Below are 21,495 nucleotides of genomic sequence, written 5' to 3'. Positions count from 1 at the left end.
GACGACCGGCGACGGCTCCGGCGGACATGCTCGACATCCGGTCGTAGGAGAAGGAGCACCTCATGATCATTCGTCATCTGCTCGCCACAGCCCCGGACGTCAGCGCCTATGACCTGACCCCCGGGCGTCTCTGGTCCTTGGTGGCCATCGCGCTGGGGCTGGTCGGCGTGATCCTCGGCGGGCTGGCCCTGGCCCGCTCCACCGGTCGTGCCAGGGCCGTCGTGGCCCTGGCGGCGGGGCTGGCCGGCGCGGTCGTCGGCGGGCTGGTCGTGGCCGCCGCCGAGGGCGGTCCGGGCACCGGCTACGGAATAGTCGGGGGCGTCATCGCCCTGCTGGTAGGACTGGTCGGCGTGGCCCTCAGCGGGCTGGCCCTCACTCGCTCCCGCCGCTCCTCCTTGTCACGGTGAAGGTGTGGGTGCCGGCGCCCACCTCGTGCAGGACGCTCCCGGGCAGGTCCACCTCGGCGGCCGTCCCCGGAGGGACGGTCGCCGTGACCGTGAGCGTCTCACCGTCCCGCTCCCACGAGACGGCCGCGAGGCCGTACGGGGTGTCGAGGCGGGCCGAGGCGTGCGTGAGGTCGCCCCCTGGCCGGGGCGCGATGCGCAGGCGGCGGTAGCCGGGGGCGGCCGGGGCGAGCCCCGCGACGGTGCGGTGCAGGAAGTCGGCGACCGCACCCAGGGCATAGTGGTTGAACGAGGTCATCTCGCCCGGGTTGATCGTGCCGTCGGGCAGCAGGCTGTCCCAGCGCTCCCAGATGGTGGTGGCGCCCATCGTCACCGGATAGAGCCAGGACGGGCATTCGCGCTGCGTGAGCAGCTCGTAGGCGGTGTCGTACGCCCCGACCGAGCAGAGCGCGTCGCAGATGAGCGGCGTGCCGGCGAAGCCCGTGCTGATGCGGTGGCCGTCCTGGACGACCAGCTCGACCAGGCGCCGCCCGGCCCGCTCGCGCTGCGCGGGTCCCTCCAGCAGGTCGAAGGTCAGGGCCAGCGCGTAGGAGGTCTGGCTGTCGCAGGCCAGCCGGCCCGACGGGGTGACGAACTCGCGGCGGAAGGCGGCCCGTACGGCCTCGGCCAGCTCGCCGTACCGGGCCGCGTCGGTCTGGTGGCCGAGCAGCGCCGCCGTGTCGGCCAGGACGCGAGCCGTGCGGGCGTGGTAGGCGGTGGCGACCAGCGCGGGGTCCGTACGCGTCTTGCCCGGCTTGTCGGGGGGCGCGGCGGGGTCGAGCCAGTCGCCGTACTGGAAGCCCTCGTTCCACAGGTGGTCGTCGCCGGCCAGGGACGTGACGTGCTCCACCCACGCCTTCATGCTGGCGTACTGCCTGCGCAGCAGGGCGAGGTCGCCGGAGCTCCGGTAGAGCACCCACGGGACGAGCACCGCGGCGTCACCCCACACCGCCGCGGAGCGTGGCGGGAACTTCAGCGGCACCCACGGCACGTACGACGGCACCGTGCCGAGGTCGGCCTGCTCGGCGGCCAGGTCGGCGAGCCAGGACGCCAGCGCTCCCGTGCAGTCGTACAGGAACGCCGCGGTCGGGGCGAAGACCTGGAGGTCGCCGGTCCAGCCCAGGCGCTCGTCACGTTGGGGGCAGTCGGTGGGCAGGTCGACGTAGTTGCCGCGCATGCTCCACCGGACGTTGTCGTGCAGGCGGCTCAGCAGCGGATCCGAGCAGTCGAACGCGCCGATGGGCCGCAGGTCGGTGTGGCAGACCACGGCCTGGACATCGGCAGGGCCGACGTCTCCGGGCCACCCGTCGACCTGGGCGTAGCGGAAGCCGTGCGTGGTGAACCGGGGCTCCCACTCCTCGGGCCCGTCGTCGCCGCGCAGCGTGTACGCGTCGAGCGCGGCAGCCTGGCGCAGTGGCCGCAGGGCGAGCGCGCCGTCCTCCAGGACCTCGGCGTGCCGGAGCGTGACGGTGTGCCCCGCCGGGCCCTGGACGCGGATGCGCAGGCGGCCGGCGATGTTCTGGCCGAAGTCGAGGATCGTCTCCCCGCTCGGGCCGGTCAGCACCGCCACCGGGCTCAGCGTCTCCGTCCGGCGCACGGGGGGACCGCTGGGGGCGACCAGCCGGGCCGGGTCGTGGGCGAGCACGTCGGCGGGCAGCCAGGCGGAATCGTCGAAGCCGGGCGCGGACCAGCCGGCGGGCACCAGCCGGGCGTCGTGCTTCTCCCCGTCGTAGAGGCTCGTGGCGGTGATCGGCCCGGTGGCGCAGCGCCAGGAGCCGTCGGTGACGACCGTCTCCGTCGTGCCGTCCTCGTACGCGATCTCGAGCTGGGCGATGAGCGCCGTGCGGTCGCCGTAGACGCCGGTCGTGCCGCCCAGGAAACCGATGCGGCCCCGGTACCAGCCGTCGGCCAGGGTGGCGCCGATGGCGTTGGCGCCCCGGCGCAGGAGAGTGGTGACGTCGTGGGTGCGGTAGCGCAGGCGGTGGCCGTAGCTGGTCCAGCCGGGGGCGAGCACGTCGTCGCCGACGGCGTGGCCGTTGATCTCGGCCTCGTACAGGCCGTGGGCGGTGACGTACAGGCGGGCGCGGGCGATCGGGCCGCGCAGGGTGAAGTCGCGGCGCAGCAGGAGGGCGGGGCCGTCGGGCGGGCCGAGCAGTGCCGGCGGGGGTGCGGCGGCGCCGGCCTGCCAGCCGGCGGGTTGCAGCAGGCCGGCCTCGGCCCAGGACCATTCGCTCCAGTCGCTCGCCGAGCCGTCGTGGCCGTGGACCCGTACGCGGGCACCCCGCCGTTCGCGCGAGCCCAGCGGCTCGCCGGGCCAGGGCACGAGCACCGACTCCGCCGACTCGACGCGTCCGCTCGCCGTGCCGTCGCCGAGCTCGATCTCGTAGGCGGCCTGCCGCCAGCCGGGGAGGTCGGTGGCGACGGTCCATGACAGGCGGGGCTCGTTCTCGCCGATGCCGAGCGGCTCGCGGTGGTGTTCGAAGGTGGGGGCGTGGACGTGCGGAGAGGTCATGTCATCCCTTGATGGCGCCGGCGGTCATCCCGGCCACGATCTTGCGGTTGAAGAAGACGAAGAGCAGCAGCGGCGGGATCGTGATCAGCACGATGTCCATGAACAGCAGGTTCCACTGCGTGCTGTACTGGCTCTGGAAGTTGTAGAGGGTCACCTGCACGGTCGCGTTGTCGTCGCCGGGCAGGAAGTACAGCGGGTTGACGAAGTCGTTGAAGACCGCCACCGAGCTGGTCACGATCACGGTGACGGTGACCGGCTTGAGCAGGGGGAAGATCACCCGGAAGAAGAGGGCGGGCCCGGTGCAGCCGTCGATCATGGCGGCCTCGTCCAGCTCGCGCGGGATGGCCGCGACGAACGCGCGGAAGAGCAGCACCGCGAAGGACAGGTGGAAGGCGACCTCGATCAGGATCAGCCCGGGCAGCGTCTTGAACAGGCCGATGGCCTGCAGCAGCCAGATCGTCGGGACGATCGCGGGCGGGATGATCAGCCCGGCCAGGACCAGGAAGTTCGCCAGCGACCCGATCCGGCCCGCGCGGCGCTGCAGCACGAACGCGGCCATGGCGGCGAAGAGCACGACGAGCGTGACCGACACGACGGTGAGGATCGTGCTGTTGAGGTAGGCGCGCAGCAGCACGTAGTCATGCGCCTCGATCACCTCCAGGAAGTTCTGGACGACCCGCCACTCGCTCGGCCAGGAGAAGTCCAGGTCCGCGGACTGGAGGGGATCCTTGACCGCGGTCAGCAGCATGAACGAGAACGGGACCAGGAAGACCACGGCGGCCCCGAGCAGCGCGATCCCCTCCGCGCCGAATCTCTTGAGTGCTCTCACGAAGTCACCTGCCTCTTGGCCAGGAAGCGGTTCAGGGGGACGACGATCGCGGTCACGACCACGAACAGGATCACGTTGCCCGCGGTGGACAGGCCGAAGAAGCCGGCCTGGTACTGCTTGTAGATGATCGAGGCGATGGTGTCGCTGGTGAAGCCCGGTCCGCCGCGGGTCATCGTCCAGATCAGGTCGAAGGAGCGCAGGCCCCCGATGAGGGAGAGGACGATCACCGAGTACGTGGCCGGCCAGGACAGCGGGAGGGTGACGTGGCGGAAGCGGTGCCAGGCCCCTCCGCCGTCCACGGCGACCGCCTGGTAGTAGTCGCGAGGGATGGACATGATGCCGGCGATGTAGATCACCGTGGCCAGGCCCACGCCCTTCCACACATCCACCAGGGCGACCGAGAGCAGGGCGGTGCCGGCGTCGCCGAGCCAGTCGGGGCCGTCGATGCCGACCACGGCCAGGGCCTTGTTGACCAGGCCGGTGTCCGGCCTGAGCAGGGCGCTGAAGGTGATGCCGACCGCGACCGTCGACACCAGGACGGGGAAGAACACCACCGAGCGCAGGAAGCCGCGCAGCCGCAGCCGTGAGGTGAGCAGCACGCCGAGCAGCAGCCCGAGCACCACCTTCAGCCCGGAGGTGAGCACGGCGTAGACCAGGGTGTTGGCGAAGCCGGCGCGCAGGTTCTGCTCGGCGAAGAAGTCGCGGAAGTTGTCCAGCCCCACGAAGGTGCTGTCGAACAGGGTCCAGCGGGTCAGCGCGAAGTAGAAGGCCATCGCCGTCGGCACCAGGAAGATCACCAGGTAGACGACCGCGGCCGGCAGGTAGAGCGCGTACGGGTAGGCCGTTGCGTGGGGACGGGGCAGGGCCGGGCCGGGCCCCGTGCGGGGCCCGGCGTCCTGCTGGGTCACCATCCGGGCAGCCCCAGCTGCTTGGCCTGCTTGTCCACGTCCTTGTCGTACTGCGCGGCGCCCTCGGCGGGCGGCGTCAGCCCGGAGCCGACCGCGACGGTGATCTGCTCCAGCGACGGGCCCTTGACCGGCGAGACGAACTCCAGCGCGGAGGCGGTGGCGCCCTTGTCGAGGTAGGCCTGGAGGTCCTTGGCCGCCTGGATGGCGTTGTCCGGCAGCTTGGCCCCGTTGATCCGGAACGGTCCCGCGGGCTGGACGGCCTTGCTGATCGCGTCGGTGCCGGCCGGGGAGGCGATGAAGGCGAGGAACTTCTTGGCCGCGTCCAGGTGGTCGGTGGTCTTGGCGATGTAGACGCCGGGCGGCTCCCAGACGGTGGCGCCGTTCTTGGCCGCGTCGGCGCCGGGGACGCCGAAGAAGCCGATGTCGGTGGCGGCCTGCGGCATCGTGGCCACCAGCGGCGGGATCTGGGAGCTGGTCATCGCGTAGTGCGCGCCCTTGCCTTCGACCAGCATCTTCATGCCCTGCTCAGCGGTGGCCGAGCCGAAGCCGTCGTTCTGGTAGCCCTTGGCGTGCACCTCGGCCAGGTGATCGAACCCGGCCCTGGCCGCGGGGGTGGTGGCGAACTTGGCCTTGTTGGCCGTGTAGTCCTGTGCGAAGGCCGGGACCGCGGCCTGGACGTTGTAGTAGTCGCTGAGAAGCAGCAGCTGCGAGGTCCAGGTGTCCTTGAACGTGGAGATCACCGGCGTGATCCCGGCCGCCTTGACCTTGTCGTTGTTGGCCATGAACTCGGCCCAGGTCTTGGGCACCTGGAGGCCGAGCCGCTCGTAGACCTTGCGGTTGTACAGGATGCCGCCGCCGCTCATGCTGCCGGACGGCACGCCGTACACCCTGCCGCCCTGGGTCACGGCGGGCAGGTACTCCTTCTGCACGTCGGCCAGCACCGGATCGCCGGTCAGGTCGACCATGGTCTGCGCCGGGTTGAGCGCCTGGAGCAGCGAGCCCGAGTTGTACCAGAACACGTCCGACATCTCGCCGGTCGAGAGCCGGGTCTTGATGAGGTTGTCGCCTTCGGTGCCGCCCGGCCGCGTCTCGGTCTCAATCTTGATCTTGGGGTTGGCCTGCATGAAGGCGCCCGCGAGCCCCTTGGCTCTGGCCGTGGTCGACGCGCCGTTGTCGATGAGGAAGGACAGGGTGACGGTGCCGTCGGCAGCCGTCCCGGAGTCGGATCCGCAGGAGGTCAGTGCCGCCGTCGTCAGAACGGCCAGGCCCGCTGCGAGCATGCGGTGAGAGGTCTTCACAGTGCCCCTACAGGTCGTTGAATCGTTTTAACGGGCCCCCGATGCGAGTTAACGTAGCCGTTACGCCACCAGCGGTCAAGGAAAAACGTAGACCGGTCTACGCCATATGCCCTAGAAGGGACATCGCATCTCACGGCTTATGTAAACCGGTCTACGCGGGCGTACAATCGGCGGGACTCGGCTTCGAGAAGGGATGCCCATGGTCGCGCCTGAGCGACGACGAAGAGTGACCATATCCGACGTGGCGAAACTCGCCGGGGTCTCCAAGGCGGCGGTCTCGAAGGTCATCCGGAACGACTACGGGGTCAGCGAGGCCATGCGGGACCGCGTCAAGCGGGCCATCGACGAGCTCGGCTACCGTCCCCAGGCCGCTGCCCGCGCGCTGCGCGGACGGTCGTTCACCATCGGCGTCCTCATGCAGCACATCGGGATCCCGTTCTATGCCGAGATCATGAGCGGCCTGGTGGAGCAGCTCGCGGAGTCCGACTACCAAGCGATCATGATCCAGGGCGGCACCCGCAACAAGACCGAGGAACGAGCCATCGACGCCCTGATGGATCGGCAGGTGGACGGCATTCTCATGATCGCCCCACTCGCCGCCCGCACGCAGCTGGAGCGGGTGGCACGCGAGATCCCCACCCTGGTGCTCGGCCGGCACGATCGCTCACCGGCGTACGACTCGATCGTCGACGACGACCGTACGGGCTCCGAGCTCGTCATGGAGCACCTGATCGCGCTCGGTCACCGTCGCATCGGGCACATCACCTTCCACGAGGAGCAGGGACAACCCGCCGACCACAAGCCGCACATCAGGGCCGAGACGTACGAGCGCGTGATGCGTGACCACGGGTTCGCCGACGAGATCGCCGTCGTCGCGACCTCGTACTCCGAGGACGGCGGTTATCGCGGCGCCCAGGAGCTGCTGAGCCGGTCCCCGCGCCCGACCGCGATCTTCGCGGGCTCCGACGAGTCGGCGCTAGGCGTCCTGACCGCGCTCCACGAAGCCGGTCTCTCCGTCCCGGACGACGTCTCCGTCGCGGGCTACGACAACACCCGCCTGGCCGCCCATCCCAACATCGCGCTGACCACCGTCAACCAGGACGGCGCCGTCATGGGCCGTACGGCGGGGCGGCTGCTGCTCGAACGCATCGAAGGCCGCACCACCGCCGTGCACTTCTCCGTCACGCCGAGCCTGGTCGTGCGCCGCTCCACCGCGCCGCCCGGCCTATGAGCAGGTGATGCCGGTCGGGGCGGCCGTGGACGGGCCGTTGGCCTGGTAGCCGAAGGTGGCCGTCGCGCCCGCCGCGAGGCTCGTGGCCCAGCTCGGCGCCTTGATCGTCCACGTGGTGCCCGACGACGTGACGGTGGAGCCCCAGCCGTTGACCAGGGACACGCCGGACGGCGCGGTCCACGTGATCGTCCAGTTGTTCCAGGTCGAAGTGCCCGTGTTCTTCACGGTGACGTTGGCCGTGAAACCGCCCTGCCAGGCGCTGGCGACCTGGTGGTTCACGCTGCAGGAGACGCCGGTGCCGCCCGTGGGCGTCACGGTCGGGGTCACCGTCGGAGTCGGCGTGGGCGTGGAGGTCGGGCCCTGTGAGGTGGTGTAGGTGACCTTGGTGTACGGCGTGCCGCACTGCGGGCTGCAGGCCGACGGCAGCGAGAAGCTGTACACGCGCCCGCCGTTGATCAGCGTGTCCGTGGCGTCCCGCACCCGGATCTGGAACTGGCCGCCGCCCGACGTGGTCCCGCCGATGACGTAGGACTGGCCCATGTCGCCGTTCATCTGGGCCGTCTGCCAGGTGCCGTTGGCGTAGTACTCGACGCCGTGGATGCCGTTGGCCAGGTGCGAGACGGAGATGGCCGGCCACCAGGCCTGGGCACCCTGTAGGAAGCCGAGGTTGATGTCGCCGCTGTAGTTGGGCGCGGGGACGAACGACCAGGTGACGTGCCGGTTGTTCCAGTGGTTGGGGTACATGTCCCCGATCGCGCCGCCGTTCTTCACGAACCGGTTGAGCGAGTCCTTGGACAGGTCCAGATGGTAGGGATCGTCGCGGCACCAGCCGTTGGAGTCACCGCAGCTGTCGGCGACGAGCATGGTCAGCTTCGCGCCGTTGTAGGCGTCGGAGACCCAGGAGCCGTTGCGGCAGAACGCCTGGTTCGGCGCGCCGTCGTTGGTGCCCGTGCAGTAGTCGCTGATCTCGACCTGCACGTAGCGGCCGCAGTTGAGCCCGTTGTTCCATAACCCGGCCTTGCTGAGGTTGGCTCCCGTCAGCGGCCGGGGGTAGAAGGCGTAGTCGCCGGGGGTGTTGTAGACGTTGAGCGCGACGAAGTCCTGCGAGTCGAGGCTCGCCTGGGGCATCCCGCAGCCGCCGTACGGCGAGCCGAGTCCGTCGAAGTAGGTGGCGTTGCCGGTCACCGGGCCGGGCGGGTCGGCGACCGCACCGGCGGACTGTTCCGTCAAGGACACGAAGGCGCAGAGCACGACCAGGAAACCGGGAAGCAGGAGGGCAAGCCACCGGCGACGAACGTAACTCATCGGACTCCCAACCCAGAAAGGTTCGGATCGACTCTTTCCGCGGGGCTACGGCCCGGTCAAGCACAGGCGATCGCGACCTGGGCGAACACGCCGGAAAGCCTGTAACTTTCATCGGCTCGCTATGCCACGGCGCCGTCCACGAGCTGCTGGACCCGCGCGGGGGTGTAGATGCCGTCGACCAGCAGCTGCGCCAGGCCGAGCACGCCCGCGTGCGGGTCGAGGTCGCTGCGCACGATCTGCAGGTTGCGGGTGGCCAGCGGGAGCGAGCGCCGGTAGACGATCTCGCGGATGCCGGCGAAGAGCTGCTCGTCGGTGTGGGCGAGCTGCCCGCCGATGACGATGACGCGCGGGTTGAACAGGTTGACCGTGTCGGCGATCGCGCCGCCGAGGATGCGGGCCGCGCGCCGGGCGAGCCGCACCGCGACGAGGTCGCCGCTGCGGATCAGGCGTACGGCGTCGTCCACGGTGGTCACGTCGCGGCCCGCCTCGCGCAGGTCGCGCACGATGGCCCAGCCCCCGGCGTACGCCTCGACGCAGCCCGCGTTGCCGCACCGGCAGATGGGCGGCTCGGCCACGTCGTCCACCGTGACCTGGATGTGGCCGACGTCGCCGGCCGCTCCGTCGGCACCGCGGTGCACCTTGCCGCTGGCGATGAGGCCGGTGCCGACGCCGGTGCCGATCTTGAGCATGAGCAGGTGGGGCACGTCCGGATAGCGCAGCCGCTGCTCGCCGTACGCCATGGCGTTGACGTCCTTGTCCACCAGGACGGGGCAGTCGAAGCGGGAGCGGAACCAGCCGGGGATGTCGTAGCGGTCCCAGCCGGTCATGATCGGCGGGCTGACGACCCGTCCGGTCTCGAAGTCCACCGGGCCCGGCACGTCGAGCCCGATGCCGAGCACCTCGCCGGGCTTGCGCCTGGCCGCGGCCAGGACCTCGGTGAACAGCTCGTCCACGATGGTGAGGATGGCCTGCGGGCCCGCCGTCACCTCGGCGCGAACCTCCCGCTCGGCCCGCACCTCGCCGGCCAGGTCGCACACGGCGGCCCGCAGGCCGGTCGCGCCGATGTCGGCCACCAGCAGCACCCCGCGGTCACGGTTGACCACGAACTGGCCCGCCGGGCGGCCGCGGGTGCGCGCCTCCTCCTCGGCGGGCATCAGCAGACCGGCCGCGAGCAGGCCGTCGAGCCGCTGGTTGACGGTGGTGCGCGACAGGCCGGTGTGGCGCATCACGTCGGCCTTCGTCAGGCCGTCGGGGGCGTCGCGGAACAGGCTGAGGATCTCGCCTGAGCTGGCTCCCCGCCACACGCCGGGCAGGCTCGGTGCATCCATACGGGTCACTCTAGCTATGTCTCCCACTAGACGGAAGTTAGCCATGTTTCGACATAAAAAGTCGAAAGGAGTGTTGCAATCTAACGGAAACACTGGTTACGGTCATGCCATCGACGCTGAAAGGGGCATCCGATGATGGCCAACACCCGAGGTCGCCGCACCGCGGCCCTCAGCGCGGTTCTCGCTGCGGGTGCGCTCGCGCTGGCGGCCTGCGGCTCCAGCGAGACCACCGGGAGCACCCCCGTGGCCGGGGAGGCGGGCACCGCGACACCCAAGATCGCCGCCGTGATCAAGGGCCTGGACAACCCGTTCTTCCAGACGATGAAGCAGGGCATGGACGACCAGGCCGCCACGGCCAAGGTGCCGGTCACGGTCCAGGCGGCCAACGCCATCACGGACACGACCGGCCAGGCGGACAAGCTCAACGGCCTGGCCGGGCAGGACTTCTCCTGTTACGTGGTCAACCCGATCTCCGGCACCAACCTGGTCCAGGGCCTGGCCCAGCTCTCCGCCCAGAACAAGACCGTGGTCAACATCGACAGCCCGATCGACGCCGCGGCGGCCAAGAGCGCGAACGTCAAGCTCGCGACGTACATCGGGACCGACAACGTCGAGGCCGGCAAGACGGCCGGGCAGCGCATGACCGAGCTGCTGGCCGACGGCGGCGACGTCGCGGCCATCGGCGGCATCGCGGGCGACGTGACCAGCGGCGCCCGGGTCGAGGGCTTCAAGCAGGGCCTCGGGCCCAAGGTCAAGATGGTGCAGACCGTCGCGGCCAACTGGGAGCGGCAGACCGCGCTCACCGCCGCCACCGACGTGTTGCAGGCGCACCCCGACCTGGCCGGATTCTTCGTCGCCAACGACGACATGGGGCTGGGCGTGGCGCGCGCCGTCGCCAACGCGGGCAAGGCCGGCAAGGTCAAGGTCATCAGCGTCGACGGCATCAAGGACGCGCTCGACGCGGTCAAGGCCGGCACCCTGGACGGCACCGTCGCCCAGTACCCGTACGCGATCGGGCTGATGGGCGTGGAGGCGTGCCAGGCGGCGGCGACCGGCAAGACGCTGCCCGCCAACGTCAAGGCCCCGGTCGAGCTGGTCACCAAGGAGAACGCCGACAAGGCGCTGGCGGCCACACCCAAGCCGTTCGGCAGCTACGACGACCCGTTCGCGTCCCTCATCAAGTAGCGCCTACGCCGTCCTGCCCGGCCGTCCGGCCCGGTGGGACGAGGAGTGACAGACATGGCAAACGCAACGCTCGCGGCCCGCGACGGAGAGCACTGGGCCGCGAAGCTGAAAGACGTCGGGTTCTGGGCGGAGTGGGCGGCCCTCGTCGGACTGGTCGTCCTGGTGATCGTGTTCCAGGCGCTCAATCCGACCTTCCTCAGCCCCGGCAACATCACCTCCATGCTGCTGGCCGCCGCGATCCTGATCGTGCTGGCCGTGGGCCAGACGTTCGTGATCGCCACCGCCGGCATCGACCTGTCGATCGCCTCGGCGATGACGCTGGGCGCGGTGGTCTTCGGCCAGGCGTACACGGCGCAGTGGGGGCTGGCGCTCTCCTGCGTGACGGGCGTGCTCGCCGCGGCGGTGGCGGGCCTGGTCAACGGCATGATCACCGCCTGGGGCAAGATCGCGGACTTCATCGTGACGCTGGGCATGCTCTCGGCGGCCTCCGGTCTGGCACTGATCCTCTCCGACGGCAAGCCGGTCACGATCATCGACCCGGCGCTGCTGGCCCTGTCCACCGGGAGAGTGGGGATCTTCGGCTACTCGTTCCTGATCGCGATCGTGGTCGCGATCGTGGCGCACGTCGTGCTGTTCCACACCAGGTTCGGCACCCACGTGCTGGCCACCGGCGGCTCGCCGGAGTCGGCCAACGCGATGGGCATCAGCACCCGGCGGATCAAGATCGCCGTCTACGCCATCAGCGGCGCGCTGGCCGGGCTGGGGGCGCTGCTCCTGGTCGCCCGCGTCGGCGCGGCCGAACCCGCCTCCAACACCTCCTTCCTGCTCAACTCCGTGGCCGCGGTCGTGCTCGGCGGGGTGAGCCTCTTCGGTGGGCGGGGCACCATCATCGGCCCGGTCATCGGCGCGCTGCTGCTGGTCGCGCTGGTCAACGGGCTGACCCTGCTCGGGGTCTCCCAGTTCTACCAACCGCTGGCCGTCGGCGTCGTCGTGGTGCTGGCCGCCCTGCTCACAAGGTTCCAGCGATGATCGAGAACGGCACTCCCCTGCTCGAGGCCCACGAGGTCTCCCTGGCCTTCGGCAGCGTACGCGCGCTGGCCGACGTCTCCCTCACCCTGCGCCGTGGCGAGATCACCGCGCTGGTCGGCGACAACGGCGCGGGCAAGTCCACCCTCGTCCGCTGCATCTCCGGCATCCACCGTCCGCAGAGCGGGCGCATCGTCTTCGACGGCGCCGAGACCGACTTCCGCTCCCCGGAGGACGCCCGCGAGGCCGGGATCGAGACCGTGCACCAGAACCTCGCGCTGGTGGAAGACCTCACGGTGTGGCAGAACCTGTTCCTCAACCGCGAGATCGTCCGCAGGTTCGGCCCGGTCGCCCTGCTCGACCGGCGCGCCATGCAGGCCCGCGCCCGCGAGATGGTCTCCACGCTCGCCGTCAACGTGCCTGCGGTGAAGTCCCGGGTACGCCGGCTCTCGGGCGGCCAGCGCCAGGCCGTGGCCATCTGCCGCGCCGCCGGGTTCAGCTCCAAGCTCGTGATCATGGACGAGCCCACGGCCGCGCTCGGCGTGCAGGAGACCGCCCGGGTCGAGGAGCTGATCCTCAGACTCCGCGACGAGGGTCACGCGGTCCTGCTCATCAGCCACAACTTCGCCCAGGTCATGCGGCTCAGCCAGCAGGTGTGGGTGATGCGGTCCGGGCGCTGCGTGGGCGGGCGGCGTACGGCCGAGACCACCGGCGAGGAGATCGTCGCCCTGATCACCGGCGCGCTCAGCAACTGACGCCCCAGAAAGGCAATCCACTCAGATGACCACCAACCCCATCGGCGTCCACGCTCTCGTCTGGGTCGGCGACACCGGCCCGGCCTCGCTGGCGTACGCGATCGACAAGACCAAGGCGACCGGCTTCGACCTGCTGGAGATCTCGCTGCACGACTCGGCGAACCTCGACGTCGCCGCCGCGCGCGAGGCCCTGCGTACGGCCGGGCTGGGCGTGGCCTGCTCCCGCGGCCTCGCCTTCGACGCCGACGTCTCCAGCGACGACCCGGCCGTGGTCGAGCGCGGCGAGAAGCTGCTGCACGACTCCCTGGCCACGACCCGCGAGCTCGGCGGCACCCACTTCACCGGCGCGCTCTACAGCGCGCTCGGCAAGTACGGCCGCCCGCTCACCGAGGCGGGGCGGCGCAACGTGGTCGCGGTGCTGCGCCGGCTGGCCCAGGAGGCGAGCGCCCACGGCATGACGCTCGGCCTGGAGATCTGCAACCGGTACGAGACCAACGTCATCAACACCGCCGGGGACGCGCTGCGCCTCGCCGACGACATCGGCGAGGACAACGTCCTGATCCACCTCGACACGTACCACATGAACATCGAGGAGGACGACCTCGTCCGCCCCGTGCGCGAGGTCGGCGACCGGCTGGGCTACGTCCACATCGGCGAGAACCACCGTGGCTACCTCGGCTCCGGCCACCTGGACTTCACCGCGTTCTTCCACGCTCTGGGCGACATCGGATACCAGGGGCCGATCACCTTCGAGTCGTTCTCCTCGGCGGTCGTGATGGAGGGGCTCTCCAACGACCTGGCGATCTGGCGCAACCTGTGGGACGACGGCGAAGACCTCGCCCGGCACGCCCGCGCCTTCATCGCCGGCCACCTCCACACCAGCCCGGCCCGATGAGCCTGGACGACCTCCTCGCCCGGGCCCGCTCCTGGGGCGGCCGGCGGGCCCTCCTGGGCATCACCGGCGGCCCCGGCGCGGGCAAGACCACGCTCGCGGTGACCCTCACCCGCCTGCTCCGGCAGGAGCCACCCCCCGGCCTCACCGCCGACTGGGTGGCCCACGTCCCGATGGACGGCTTCCACCTGGCCGACGTCGAGCTCGACCGGCTCGGCCGGCGTGACCGCAAGGGCGCCCCCGACACCTTCGACGCCGCCGGCTACGCCGCCCTTCTCCGCCGCCTGCGCGAGGACGAGGAGGACGTGGTCTACGCCCCCGCCTTCGAGCGCGACCTGGAGCAGCCCATCGCCGGCAGCATCCCGGTCCCCCGCGCCGCCCGGCTGATCATCACCGAGGGCAACTACCTCCTGCTCGACGAGGGTGGCTGGGGCCGCGTACGCCCCTGGCTGGACGAGGTCTGGTACTGCGATCTGGGCCACGCCGAGCGCGTGGACCGGCTGGTCACCCGGCACATCCGCTTCGGCAAGCCGCCGGAGCACGCGGTGAGCTGGGTGGCGGAGGTCGACCAGCGCAACGCCGATCTGATCGCCACCACCAAGCCGAAGGCGGACCTGATCGTCCCCGACGCCGTCATCCGGTCGATCGAGCATCCCGGCGGCATGTGAGCGGCTCCGTCCGGCCTGCGGCTAAGCCTCCGCTCGGGGTATCGCGGTCATCAGGAGGCGCTTGTCCGGTTTGCCGTTCGGCGCCGGTGGCGCCTCTTCGATGACGGTGATCGTCGCCGGCACACACGCGTCACCCAGTTGCCCACCGACCCGCCTCCGCAGCTCACCGAGGTCCGGGGTCCGGCCCGCCACCGGCACCACGAACGCGTGCACCGCCTCGCCGGTGTTCTCGTCGGGGGCGCCGACCACGTACGCCTCCGCGACATCGGGGGACGCGGCCAGAGCCCGCTCGATCGGGCCGGCGTAGTAGAGATTCGCGTTGACGATGACGACGTCCCGCGTCCGCCCGGCCAGGTACAGCCGCCCGTCCTCGTCGAAGTGGCCCAGGTCCCGGGTGCGCACCCACCCGTCCACGAACACCTCCGCGGTCTCCGCCGGTTCGGCCCAGTAGCCGATGGCCTGCGCGGGTGTGCGGACGTACAGCTCGCCGTCGACGCCGGGCGGGACGGGCCTGCCGTCCGCGTCCCGGATCACGACGTCGACGGCGTCGGGCGGGAACCCGACCGAGGGAGGGACGTCCGACGGCATGGCCATCGAGATCGTGCCGGTCTCGGTCTGGCCGTAACCCTGGAACACGACCGGGCCGAGCACGTCGAGCGCCTCTCGGAGCCGGGACGCCGCCAGTGGCGACCCGGACACCATGAGCGCCTGGAGACTGCTCAGGTCGGCCGGGTCGTCACGCTGCGCGGCGACGAGTTTGTACAGGCGGGGCACGGTGATGACGGTGGCGGAGGCCCGATGCCTGACGATCGCGTCGGGGAAGGCCGGCGGGTCGGCGACGACCATGGCGCCGCCCGCGGCGAGCGTGAGCACGCCGTACTCCATCATCACCTGGCTGCTCAGCGACCCGAACACGAGGTAGCGCCGCAGCCGGGAGGCCAGCTCCCGGATCGCCGGCGGCCACGCCCGCGGCCGGGCCGTCCACGCCGCGTTCATGGCGGCGTACGTCTGCGCGCACGCCTTCGGCGTGCCGGTGCTGCCGCTGGTGTGAAGGAGCCGGGCGACATCGTGCGGCCGGCCGGACAGCTGCGGCGGGCCGCCGTCGTCGGGCGCGGCCAGCAGCTCCGGCACGGTCAGCGTGCGCGGCGCGTGTTCCGGACCGGTGGGCGCGTCGGTCACGACGGCGGCGACGTCCTGGCGGAGCAGGTGGCGCAACTGGCCGTCGGACAGCCCTGGCCGCACGCCGACGACCCGGGCTCCCACGACGTACCCGGCGATGATCGCGGCGAACGCTTCGGGGGTGACGCCCAGCAGCATGGCCAGGCCGTCCCCCGGCCCGACGGCCGCGGCGCGCAGCCCGGCCGCCATCCGCCGGACGAGGCCGAGCAGCTGCGCGCCGGTGACGGCACGGGCACCGTGCTCGAAGACGGGCCGGTCCCCGGCCGCGGCGAGGAGGTCGAGGACGACGCCCGGGTACGGTTCAGCCGGCGTCGGCAAGGCACTCCTTGACGAAGACGGCCAGCGGCTGCTGGTGCACCGCCGGCAGGTCCCACTGGTTCTCCAGGTTCTCGGCGAGGTGGTGGACGCCGGCCGGCGCCCCGTCGCGGTAGTGCCGCACCACCGGGTGCAGGTAGCTCGCGTCGTGGGCGTTGACGGCGTCGTTCTCGACGACCCTCGGGACCGAGATGTCGAAGGGGTCGACGGCGTCGTGATCCTTTCCGTACTCCAGGGTGACGACGAACGCGTGCCGGGCCGGGCCGAACCCGCCGCCGGCGACGTAGGCGACCGGCACCTCCTCCTGGTAGAGCGCGGTGGCGCCGTCCACCGTGACCAGGTCGCCGAGTACGCCGAACTGCTGCCAGAGCGCGGAGGAGCGGTTGACCCTGGCGATGATCGCGTCGCTGATCGCGTCCGGGGCCGGATCCACCTGCTCGGCCGGCCAGGTCCCGCCGTGGTAGCGGGTGGTCAGGATCCGGTGCAGCGCGCGCACCCCGTAGCGGAAGCCGTGGATGAACCCGCTGGTGGCCTTCTTGAAGTCGCGCTGCTGGGTGAGCGTGCCGGCGAAGTACAGGTCTGGCACGTTGACCGACTCGTACGCCGGCGTCTGCTCCGGGAACCGGTCGTCGATGACCAGCGCGGGCCGGCAGCCGTCGTCGAACGCCGAGGCGTCGAACCGGAACCCGGTGCACACGATCACCCGGTCGTAGAACAGCTCGCGCAGGGCCTCCACGGTGCGGGCGTAGCGGAACATCACCCGGTAGCGGCCGTCCTCGCGGCGTTCGATGCTCTCCACCGTGCCGTCGAGGACCGTGTTCTGGGACTTCAGCTGGTAGCTGTCGAGGAAGTTGTTGTTCACCGCGCGCAGGTGCCCGACGTAATGCGACTGCCAGGCCATCCTGATGGAGTGCGGCCCGGCGATGTGGATGACCGCGGCCTGCTCCATGAGCGCGTCGGCGGTCTCGAATCCCGAGTTGCCCTTGCCGATCACCAGGACCCGCTGGTCGGCGAAGGACGCCGGGTCGGTCTCGAACGTGTCGTAGCGTTCGGCGGTCTCGATGCCGGGGATCGGCGGGACGTACAGCTGGGAGACGCCGGTGGCCATGACCAGCCGCCGGCCCGCCCACGAGCGTCCGCCGCGGTCGGTGACGGTGAACCCGCCGTCGTCCCGGCTGATCCGGACGACGTCGGTGTCGTAGCTCACCCGGACGCCGGTCGCCGTCGCGAAGTCGGACAGGTAGCGCACGAGATCGTCGGCCTGCGGGAAGTACCGCTCGCTGTACCGGGTGAACAGCAGCTCGGGATCGTCGCTCAGCAACGAGTTCCAGTCCATCCGCAGCCGCAGCTCCGGGTCCGCGTACCCGGTGTGCACCTTGTTGATGGAGATCAGCCGGCGGTGCCGCGGGAACCTGGTGAAGAAGGTGCCCGGTCCGGCTCCGCGTTCCAGGACGACATAGTCATGACCGCTACGTTCGAGCGATGCGGCGAGCTGCAGCCCGGCCGGTCCGGCCCCGATGATCAGGTAGTCATGCGCCATGATCTGGAAGCTACGGACGAATTCTCAGAAGATTCTGAGAATTGACCGCCTATGGTCCGGGCATGCCCGCCGCCGAAGTTTCCATAGATCTCAGCGTCCCGCTCCGCTCGGCCGACCTGCGCCGCGCCGCCGCACCGGTGTCCGTCGTGGTCGACGCGGATGTCCGCGACCGGGTCGAGCGCGGCCGTGACTTCCTCCGCGACGTGCTGCGGGAGGAGGAACGTCCGGTCTACGGCGCGACCACCGGCTTCGGCGCCCTGGTCGGGTTTCCCGGCCGGGAGGAGGAGGCGGACCAGTGTGACAACACCCTGGCCCACCTCGGCGCCGGGCAGGGGCCGGATCTCGCCCATGAGGTGAGCCGGGCCGCGCTTCTCGTGCGCGTGTGGTCGCTCGCGCAGGGGGTGTCCGGGGTTTCGGCGCACGTGATCGACGGGCTCGCCGCGATGTTCGCGACGACGTTCGTACCGGCGATCCCCCGGTACGGCTCGGTCGGCGCGAGCGGAGACCTGATCCCGCTCGCCTGTGCCGCCCAGGCGCTGCGCGGCCGGGGTGAGGCGTACGTCGACGGCCGGCGGATGCCCGCGGCCGAGGCGCTCCACCATGCCGGGCTGACCCCGTTGACGCTCGACGGCCGGGACGCCCTCGCGCTGGTCAACGGCACGTCCCTCACCACCGCCGCGACCGCCCTGGCCCTGGACGGCGTCCGCTCCGCCCACCGCGCGATGCAGGCGCTCACCTGCCTGCTGGTCGATCTGCTGGGCTGCGACCCGGGCTTCCTCGACCCGCGCCTGATCGCGGCGTACGGCCACCCGGGTGCGGCCGACGTCGCCGACGGCATGCGCAAGCACCTTTCCGGGATCGTCCCGGCCGGCACGCGCGCGCTGCAGGAGCCGTACAGCATCCGCTGCTCTCCCCAGCTGCTGGGCGCCGCCGAGGATGCCCTGCGGTACGTGGACGGCGTCGTCGCGGCCGACCTGTCCGGCGTCAGCGACAACCCGCTGTTCTTCCCCGGCGACGACCTGGTGGTGCACGGCGGCAACTTCTTCGGGCAGCCGGCCGCCTTCGCCTCCGATGTCCTCGCGATGGTCACCGCTCAGCTCGGCAACCTCGCCGAGCGGCAGCTGGACCTCCTCGTCGACCCGGCCCGCAACGGCGGCCTGCCCCCGATGCTCGCCGCCGGGCCCGGCCGTCAACACGGGATGCAGGGGGTGCAGCTCGCCACGACCGCGTTCGTCGCCGAGATCCGCCACGCCGCCGTACCGGTCAGCATGCAGAGCCTGCCGACCAACCTGCACAACCAGGACGTGGTGCCGTTCGGCACCCAGGCCGCCCTCCGCGCCTACGACACGGCCGCCCTGCTGCGGTTGCTCTGCGGGTCGCTCGCGGTGGGGCTGCGGCAGGCCGCGCACGTCGGCGCCCGCCGCCCCACGGCTCCGGGCTGCGCGGCGCTCCTCGACGCCCTGATCGAGGCGATCCCTCCGGTCGACCCCGACCGCCCGCTGGACGCCGATGTCCGCAAGGCCGCCGAGCTCATGGTTGACGTATGGTGACCCTGAGTGACTACGCCGAGTTCGGGGGCCGGGATGAGCAAGGAAGCGTGGCTGTACGCGCCGGAATGCCTGGATGCCGCGAGTGACGATTTCGGGCACCTGATCAGGCGGCGGCCCGCGGCCGTGTACCGGCCGGGATCGGCCCCGGACGTGGCCGCCGCGGTGCGCCGGGCGGTCAAGCAGGGGATGCCCGTGGCCGCCCGCGGGCAGGGCCATTCCGTCTACGGCCGGGCGCAGGCCGAGGACGGTCTCGTGATCGACATGAGCGACCTGAACGCCGTGCACGCGGTCGAGGCCGATCGCGTGACCGTGGGCGGCGGCGCGACCTGGCGGTCGGTGCTCGACTTCACCCTGCCGCACGGCCTCACCCCGCCGGTGCTCACCGACTATCTCGACCTTTCGGTCGGCGGGACCGTTTCCGCGGGCGGTCTGGGCGGCATGACGTTCCGGCACGGTTTCCAGAGCTGCAACGTCATCGAGCTGGAGGTGGTGACGGGCGAGGGCGAGGTCGTCACGTGCTCGGCGAGCGCGCGTCCCGAGCTCTTCGACGCCGTACGCGGCGGGCTCAGCCAGTACGGGATCATCACGCGGGCCGTCCTCCGGCTCGTCCGCGCTCCCGAACGGATCCGCCTGCACACCCTGTCCTACCCGGACCACCGGGCGATGACGGCCGACCAGCGCCACCTGCTGTCCACGGACCGGGTCGACTTCCTGCAGGGCACGATCCGGCCGGGCCGGCAGTGCGTGGTCGAAGTAGGGGTCGGTCACTCGGCCGACTCGCCGCCCGATGACGAGGAGACGCTGGCCGGCCTGTCCGACCTCCGCGACCGGGCCGAGCGCGTCGATCTGCCGTACCTGGAGCTGTTCCTGCGGCTGAGCAAGCTCGAGAGCCACCTGCGGGCGGCGGGCACCTGGCACCATCCCCACCCGTGGCTGCACTCCTTCGTCCCGGACGCGGCCGCCGACGGGTTGGCCGCGGAGCTCCTCGCCGACGTGACCCAGGAGGACCTGGGCGAGTTCGGGCGCATCCTGCTCTACCCCATCCGCCCCGGCCGCGTGAGCTCGCCGCTGGTGCGCCTGCCGGAGGGGGAGGTCGCGTTCCTCTGCAGCCTCGTGTGCTTCCCCGCCGACGATCCCCTGCTGGTGGGCAGGCTGGTCAAGACCAACCGCGCGCTGTACGACCGCATCCGCGCCATCGGCGGCCACCTCTACCCCGTCAGCGCCGTCGCGCTCACGCGGGCCGGCTGGAAGGACCACTACGGCCCGTTGTGGCCCGCCGTGGAGCACGCGAAGGCCCGATTCGACCCCCGCCACCTGCTGACTCCCGGGCAGGGGATGTTCGCCGAATAAATCTTGAAAAAACTTCGGGGCGCGTGTCGAAAACGCCTCCCCTCGTTCGCAGCGTGTCCAGAGGGCCGGATGGGCCGGCCCCGCCGACGCGAGGTTGACGACCATGACCCGGCAGCTTGCCCACTCCCCCGCCCGACCCACCTCCACCCAGCGCCTGCTCCTCGGCTGCGGCGTCGCCGCCGGTCCGTTCTACGTGATCGTCGCCCTCGCCCAGGCGTTCACCCGTCAGGGCTTCGACCTGGCCCGCCACCCGTGGAGCTTCCTCGCCAACGGCGAGCTCGGCTGGATCCAGACCGCCAACTTCGTCCTCACCGCCCTGGCCACCATCGCCGCCGCCGCCGGCCTGCGCCGAGCCCTGGCGCCCGGCCGGGGCGCCCGGTGGGCGCCGATCCTGGTCGGCGTGTTCGGCGCCAGCATGATCGGCGCCGCGATCTTCCCCGCCGACCCCGCGATGGGTTTCCCCGCCGGGACCCCGGAAGGCCCGGGCGTCATCACCCTGTCGGGTACCCTGCACCTGGCCGCCGGCGGCGTCGGGTTCCTGTGCATGGTCGCGGCCTGCTACGTCATCGCCTCCCGGCAGTCGCGTGAGGGCCGCACGGGCTGGGCCCTGTACTCCCGCGTCACCGGCACGCTGTTCCTCGGCTCCTTCGTCGGCATCGCGAGCGGCGGCGGCGTCGCCTGGACCAACCTGCTGTTCGTCGCCGCCATCGTGGCGGTCTGGAGCTGGCTGTCGCTACTGTCCCTGAACCTCTCCCGCGCCTGACCTTCCACCCCACCCATAGAGAAAGGAAATGTCACCATGCGCTACCTGGTCACCCTCAAAGTCAACGCCCAGCCCGAAGGGCCGCCGCCGGCCGACCTCATGGAGGCCATCTTCAAGCTCGGCCAGGAGGCCACCGAGGCCGGGGCCCTGCTCGACAACAGCGGCCTGGCCCCCAGCTCCGAGGGGGCGCGGGTCGAGGTGAGCGGGGGCCGGCTGACCGTCAGCGACGGCCCGTTCGCCGAGGCCAAGGAGCTGATCAGCTACGCACTGTACGAGGTCAGGAGCAAGGAGGAAGCCGTGGAGTGGACCACCCGCTTCGTCAAGCTCCACCGTGACCTGTGGCCGGGATGGGAGGGCGAATCGGACGTGCTGCGGCTGTTCGGGCCCGAGGACTTCGCCCCGCCGGCCTGACCTGGTG

The 21,495-nt window shown here is 71.1% G+C and carries 19 protein-coding genes; 11 read left to right on the top strand and 8 right to left on the bottom strand.

Going from position 1 to position 21,495, the window contains the following annotated elements; genetic code table 11:
• The first annotated feature begins 62 nt into the window (after positions 1–62).
• A complete protein-coding gene (locus AB0J87_RS47745) occupies positions 63–407 on the top strand; it encodes a DUF6223 family protein (protein WP_363978402.1) in 345 nt (114 codons plus the stop codon).
• On the opposite strand, the gene AB0J87_RS47740 is transcribed toward AB0J87_RS47745, so the two are convergent.
• Genes AB0J87_RS47740 through AB0J87_RS47725 form a run of 4 tightly spaced genes read right to left on the bottom strand, consistent with a single transcriptional unit; the run spans position 373 to position 5,990 of the window.
• Positions 373–2,955: a family 78 glycoside hydrolase catalytic domain gene (locus tag AB0J87_RS47740; RefSeq protein ID WP_363978399.1), complete on the bottom strand. Its 2,583-nt coding sequence runs from the start codon at positions 2,953–2,955 to the stop codon at positions 373–375. The two genes, AB0J87_RS47745 and AB0J87_RS47740, sit on opposite strands and share 35 nt — an antisense overlap.
• 1 nt (position 2,956) lies before the next feature.
• The gene (locus tag AB0J87_RS47735) at positions 2,957–3,784 is read right to left on the bottom strand and encodes a carbohydrate ABC transporter permease (protein WP_363978396.1); all 828 of its coding nucleotides are present in this window, start codon (positions 3,782–3,784) and stop codon (positions 2,957–2,959) included.
• The gene (locus tag AB0J87_RS47730; RefSeq protein WP_363978393.1) at positions 3,781–4,695 is read right to left on the bottom strand and encodes a sugar ABC transporter permease; all 915 of its coding nucleotides are present in this window, start codon (positions 4,693–4,695) and stop codon (positions 3,781–3,783) included. Before AB0J87_RS47730 ends, AB0J87_RS47735 begins: the two co-directional genes overlap by 4 nt.
• A complete protein-coding gene (locus tag AB0J87_RS47725; protein WP_363978390.1) occupies positions 4,689–5,990 on the bottom strand; it encodes an ABC transporter substrate-binding protein in 1,302 nt (433 codons plus the stop codon). The genes AB0J87_RS47730 and AB0J87_RS47725 overlap by 7 nt, the downstream gene beginning before the upstream one ends.
• A gap of 241 nt (positions 5,991–6,231) precedes the next feature.
• Here AB0J87_RS47725 and AB0J87_RS47720 point away from each other — a divergent pair, with 241 nt between their 5' ends.
• Positions 6,232–7,221, top strand: coding sequence for a LacI family DNA-binding transcriptional regulator (locus AB0J87_RS47720; protein WP_363978387.1), 990 nt, complete (start codon positions 6,232–6,234; stop codon positions 7,219–7,221).
• On the opposite strand, the gene AB0J87_RS47715 is transcribed toward AB0J87_RS47720, so the two are convergent.
• Together AB0J87_RS47715 and AB0J87_RS47710 are read right to left on the bottom strand one after the other, a co-directional pair.
• The gene (locus AB0J87_RS47715; protein ID WP_363978384.1) at positions 7,216–8,526 is read right to left on the bottom strand and encodes a cellulose binding domain-containing protein; all 1,311 of its coding nucleotides are present in this window, start codon (positions 8,524–8,526) and stop codon (positions 7,216–7,218) included. The genes AB0J87_RS47720 and AB0J87_RS47715 overlap by 6 nt on opposite strands.
• A 119-nt stretch (positions 8,527–8,645) precedes the next feature.
• The gene (locus AB0J87_RS47710; RefSeq protein WP_350723289.1) at positions 8,646–9,854 is read right to left on the bottom strand and encodes an ROK family protein; all 1,209 of its coding nucleotides are present in this window, start codon (positions 9,852–9,854) and stop codon (positions 8,646–8,648) included.
• Positions 9,855–9,986: 132 nt separating this feature from the next.
• On the opposite strand from AB0J87_RS47710, the gene AB0J87_RS47705 reads away from it, so the two are divergent.
• The 5 genes from AB0J87_RS47705 to AB0J87_RS47685 are packed head-to-tail and all read left to right on the top strand — an operon-like array spanning position 9,987 to position 14,380.
• Positions 9,987–11,039 (top strand): substrate-binding domain-containing protein, encoded by a 1,053-nt coding sequence (locus AB0J87_RS47705; RefSeq protein WP_355194000.1) that lies wholly within the window; start codon positions 9,987–9,989, stop codon positions 11,037–11,039.
• Positions 11,040–11,093: 54 nt separating this feature from the next.
• Positions 11,094–12,068 carry an ABC transporter permease gene (locus AB0J87_RS47700; RefSeq protein ID WP_363978379.1) on the top strand — a complete coding sequence of 325 codons (975 nt, stop codon included), beginning with the start codon at positions 11,094–11,096 and terminating at the stop codon, positions 12,066–12,068.
• Complete coding sequence (locus AB0J87_RS47695; RefSeq protein ID WP_363978376.1) at positions 12,065–12,820, top strand: ATP-binding cassette domain-containing protein; 756 nt, start codon at positions 12,065–12,067, stop codon at positions 12,818–12,820. The genes AB0J87_RS47700 and AB0J87_RS47695 overlap by 4 nt, the downstream gene beginning before the upstream one ends.
• A gap of 25 nt (positions 12,821–12,845) precedes the next feature.
• The gene (locus tag AB0J87_RS47690; RefSeq protein WP_363978373.1) at positions 12,846–13,715 is read left to right on the top strand and encodes a sugar phosphate isomerase/epimerase; all 870 of its coding nucleotides are present in this window, start codon (positions 12,846–12,848) and stop codon (positions 13,713–13,715) included.
• Positions 13,712–14,380 carry a nucleoside/nucleotide kinase family protein gene (locus tag AB0J87_RS47685; RefSeq protein ID WP_363978370.1) on the top strand — a complete coding sequence of 223 codons (669 nt, stop codon included), beginning with the start codon at positions 13,712–13,714 and terminating at the stop codon, positions 14,378–14,380. The genes AB0J87_RS47690 and AB0J87_RS47685 overlap by 4 nt, the downstream gene beginning before the upstream one ends.
• A gap of 21 nt (positions 14,381–14,401) precedes the next feature.
• Here AB0J87_RS47685 and AB0J87_RS47680 read toward each other — a convergent pair whose 3' ends face one another.
• Complete coding sequence (locus AB0J87_RS47680; RefSeq protein ID WP_363978367.1) at positions 14,402–15,877, bottom strand: fatty acid--CoA ligase family protein; 1,476 nt, start codon at positions 15,875–15,877, stop codon at positions 14,402–14,404.
• Entirely contained in the window at positions 15,861–17,414 is a 1,554-nt protein-coding gene (locus tag AB0J87_RS47675) for an NAD(P)-binding domain-containing protein (protein ID WP_363978364.1), read from the bottom strand. The genes AB0J87_RS47680 and AB0J87_RS47675 overlap by 17 nt, the downstream gene beginning before the upstream one ends.
• 62 nt (positions 17,415–17,476) lie before the next feature.
• On the opposite strand from AB0J87_RS47675, the gene AB0J87_RS47670 reads away from it, so the two are divergent.
• The 4 genes from AB0J87_RS47670 to AB0J87_RS47655 all read left to right on the top strand — a co-directional run bounded on the left by AB0J87_RS47670 (position 17,477) and on the right by AB0J87_RS47655 (position 21,488).
• Complete coding sequence (locus AB0J87_RS47670) at positions 17,477–18,964, top strand: aromatic amino acid ammonia-lyase (RefSeq protein ID WP_363978361.1); 1,488 nt, start codon at positions 17,477–17,479, stop codon at positions 18,962–18,964.
• 33 nt (positions 18,965–18,997) lie between these two features.
• Complete coding sequence (locus tag AB0J87_RS47665; protein ID WP_363978358.1) at positions 18,998–20,314, top strand: FAD-binding protein; 1,317 nt, start codon at positions 18,998–19,000, stop codon at positions 20,312–20,314.
• A gap of 103 nt (positions 20,315–20,417) precedes the next feature.
• Entirely contained in the window at positions 20,418–21,077 is a 660-nt protein-coding gene (locus tag AB0J87_RS47660) for a DUF998 domain-containing protein (protein WP_363978355.1), read from the top strand.
• A 36-nt stretch (positions 21,078–21,113) separates the two neighbouring features.
• Positions 21,114–21,488 (top strand): YciI family protein, encoded by a 375-nt coding sequence (locus AB0J87_RS47655; protein WP_350723308.1) that lies wholly within the window; start codon positions 21,114–21,116, stop codon positions 21,486–21,488.
• Positions 21,489–21,495: the final 7 nt, after the last annotated feature.

It is taken from the genome of Nonomuraea sp. NPDC049625, assembly GCF_040675285.1.
Taxonomy (GTDB): Bacteria; Actinomycetota; Actinomycetes; order Streptosporangiales; family Streptosporangiaceae; genus Nonomuraea; species Nonomuraea angiospora_A.
The sequence above is the reverse complement of the archived record's forward strand: the minus strand, read 5'-3'. Positions and strand labels throughout refer to the sequence as shown.

Bases quoted from the DNA above. Each gene is read 5' to 3' on its own strand.
- AB0J87_RS47745 (WP_363978402.1), top strand. From the start codon at position 63: ATGATCATTCGTCATCTGCTCGCCACAGCCCCGGACGTCAGCGCCTAT.
- AB0J87_RS47740 (WP_363978399.1), bottom strand. From the start codon at position 2,955: ATGACCTCTCCGCACGTCCACGCCCCCACCTTCGAACACCACCGCGAG.
- AB0J87_RS47730 (WP_363978393.1), bottom strand. From the start codon at position 4,695: ATGGTGACCCAGCAGGACGCCGGGCCCCGCACGGGGCCCGGCCCGGCC.
- AB0J87_RS47715 (WP_363978384.1), bottom strand. From the start codon at position 8,526: ATGAGTTACGTTCGTCGCCGGTGGCTTGCCCTCCTGCTTCCCGGTTTC.
- AB0J87_RS47710 (WP_350723289.1), bottom strand. From the start codon at position 9,854: ATGGATGCACCGAGCCTGCCCGGCGTGTGGCGGGGAGCCAGCTCAGGC.
- AB0J87_RS47705 (WP_355194000.1), top strand. From the start codon at position 9,987: ATGATGGCCAACACCCGAGGTCGCCGCACCGCGGCCCTCAGCGCGGTT.
- AB0J87_RS47700 (WP_363978379.1), top strand. From the start codon at position 11,094: ATGGCAAACGCAACGCTCGCGGCCCGCGACGGAGAGCACTGGGCCGCG.
- AB0J87_RS47695 (WP_363978376.1), top strand. From the start codon at position 12,065: ATGATCGAGAACGGCACTCCCCTGCTCGAGGCCCACGAGGTCTCCCTG.
- AB0J87_RS47690 (WP_363978373.1), top strand. From the start codon at position 12,846: ATGACCACCAACCCCATCGGCGTCCACGCTCTCGTCTGGGTCGGCGAC.
- AB0J87_RS47685 (WP_363978370.1), top strand. From the start codon at position 13,712: ATGAGCCTGGACGACCTCCTCGCCCGGGCCCGCTCCTGGGGCGGCCGG.
- AB0J87_RS47675 (WP_363978364.1), bottom strand. From the start codon at position 17,414: ATGGCGCATGACTACCTGATCATCGGGGCCGGACCGGCCGGGCTGCAG.
- AB0J87_RS47670 (WP_363978361.1), top strand. From the start codon at position 17,477: ATGCCCGCCGCCGAAGTTTCCATAGATCTCAGCGTCCCGCTCCGCTCG.
- AB0J87_RS47665 (WP_363978358.1), top strand. From the start codon at position 18,998: ATGAGCAAGGAAGCGTGGCTGTACGCGCCGGAATGCCTGGATGCCGCG.
- AB0J87_RS47660 (WP_363978355.1), top strand. From the start codon at position 20,418: ATGACCCGGCAGCTTGCCCACTCCCCCGCCCGACCCACCTCCACCCAG.
- AB0J87_RS47655 (WP_350723308.1), top strand. From the start codon at position 21,114: ATGCGCTACCTGGTCACCCTCAAAGTCAACGCCCAGCCCGAAGGGCCG.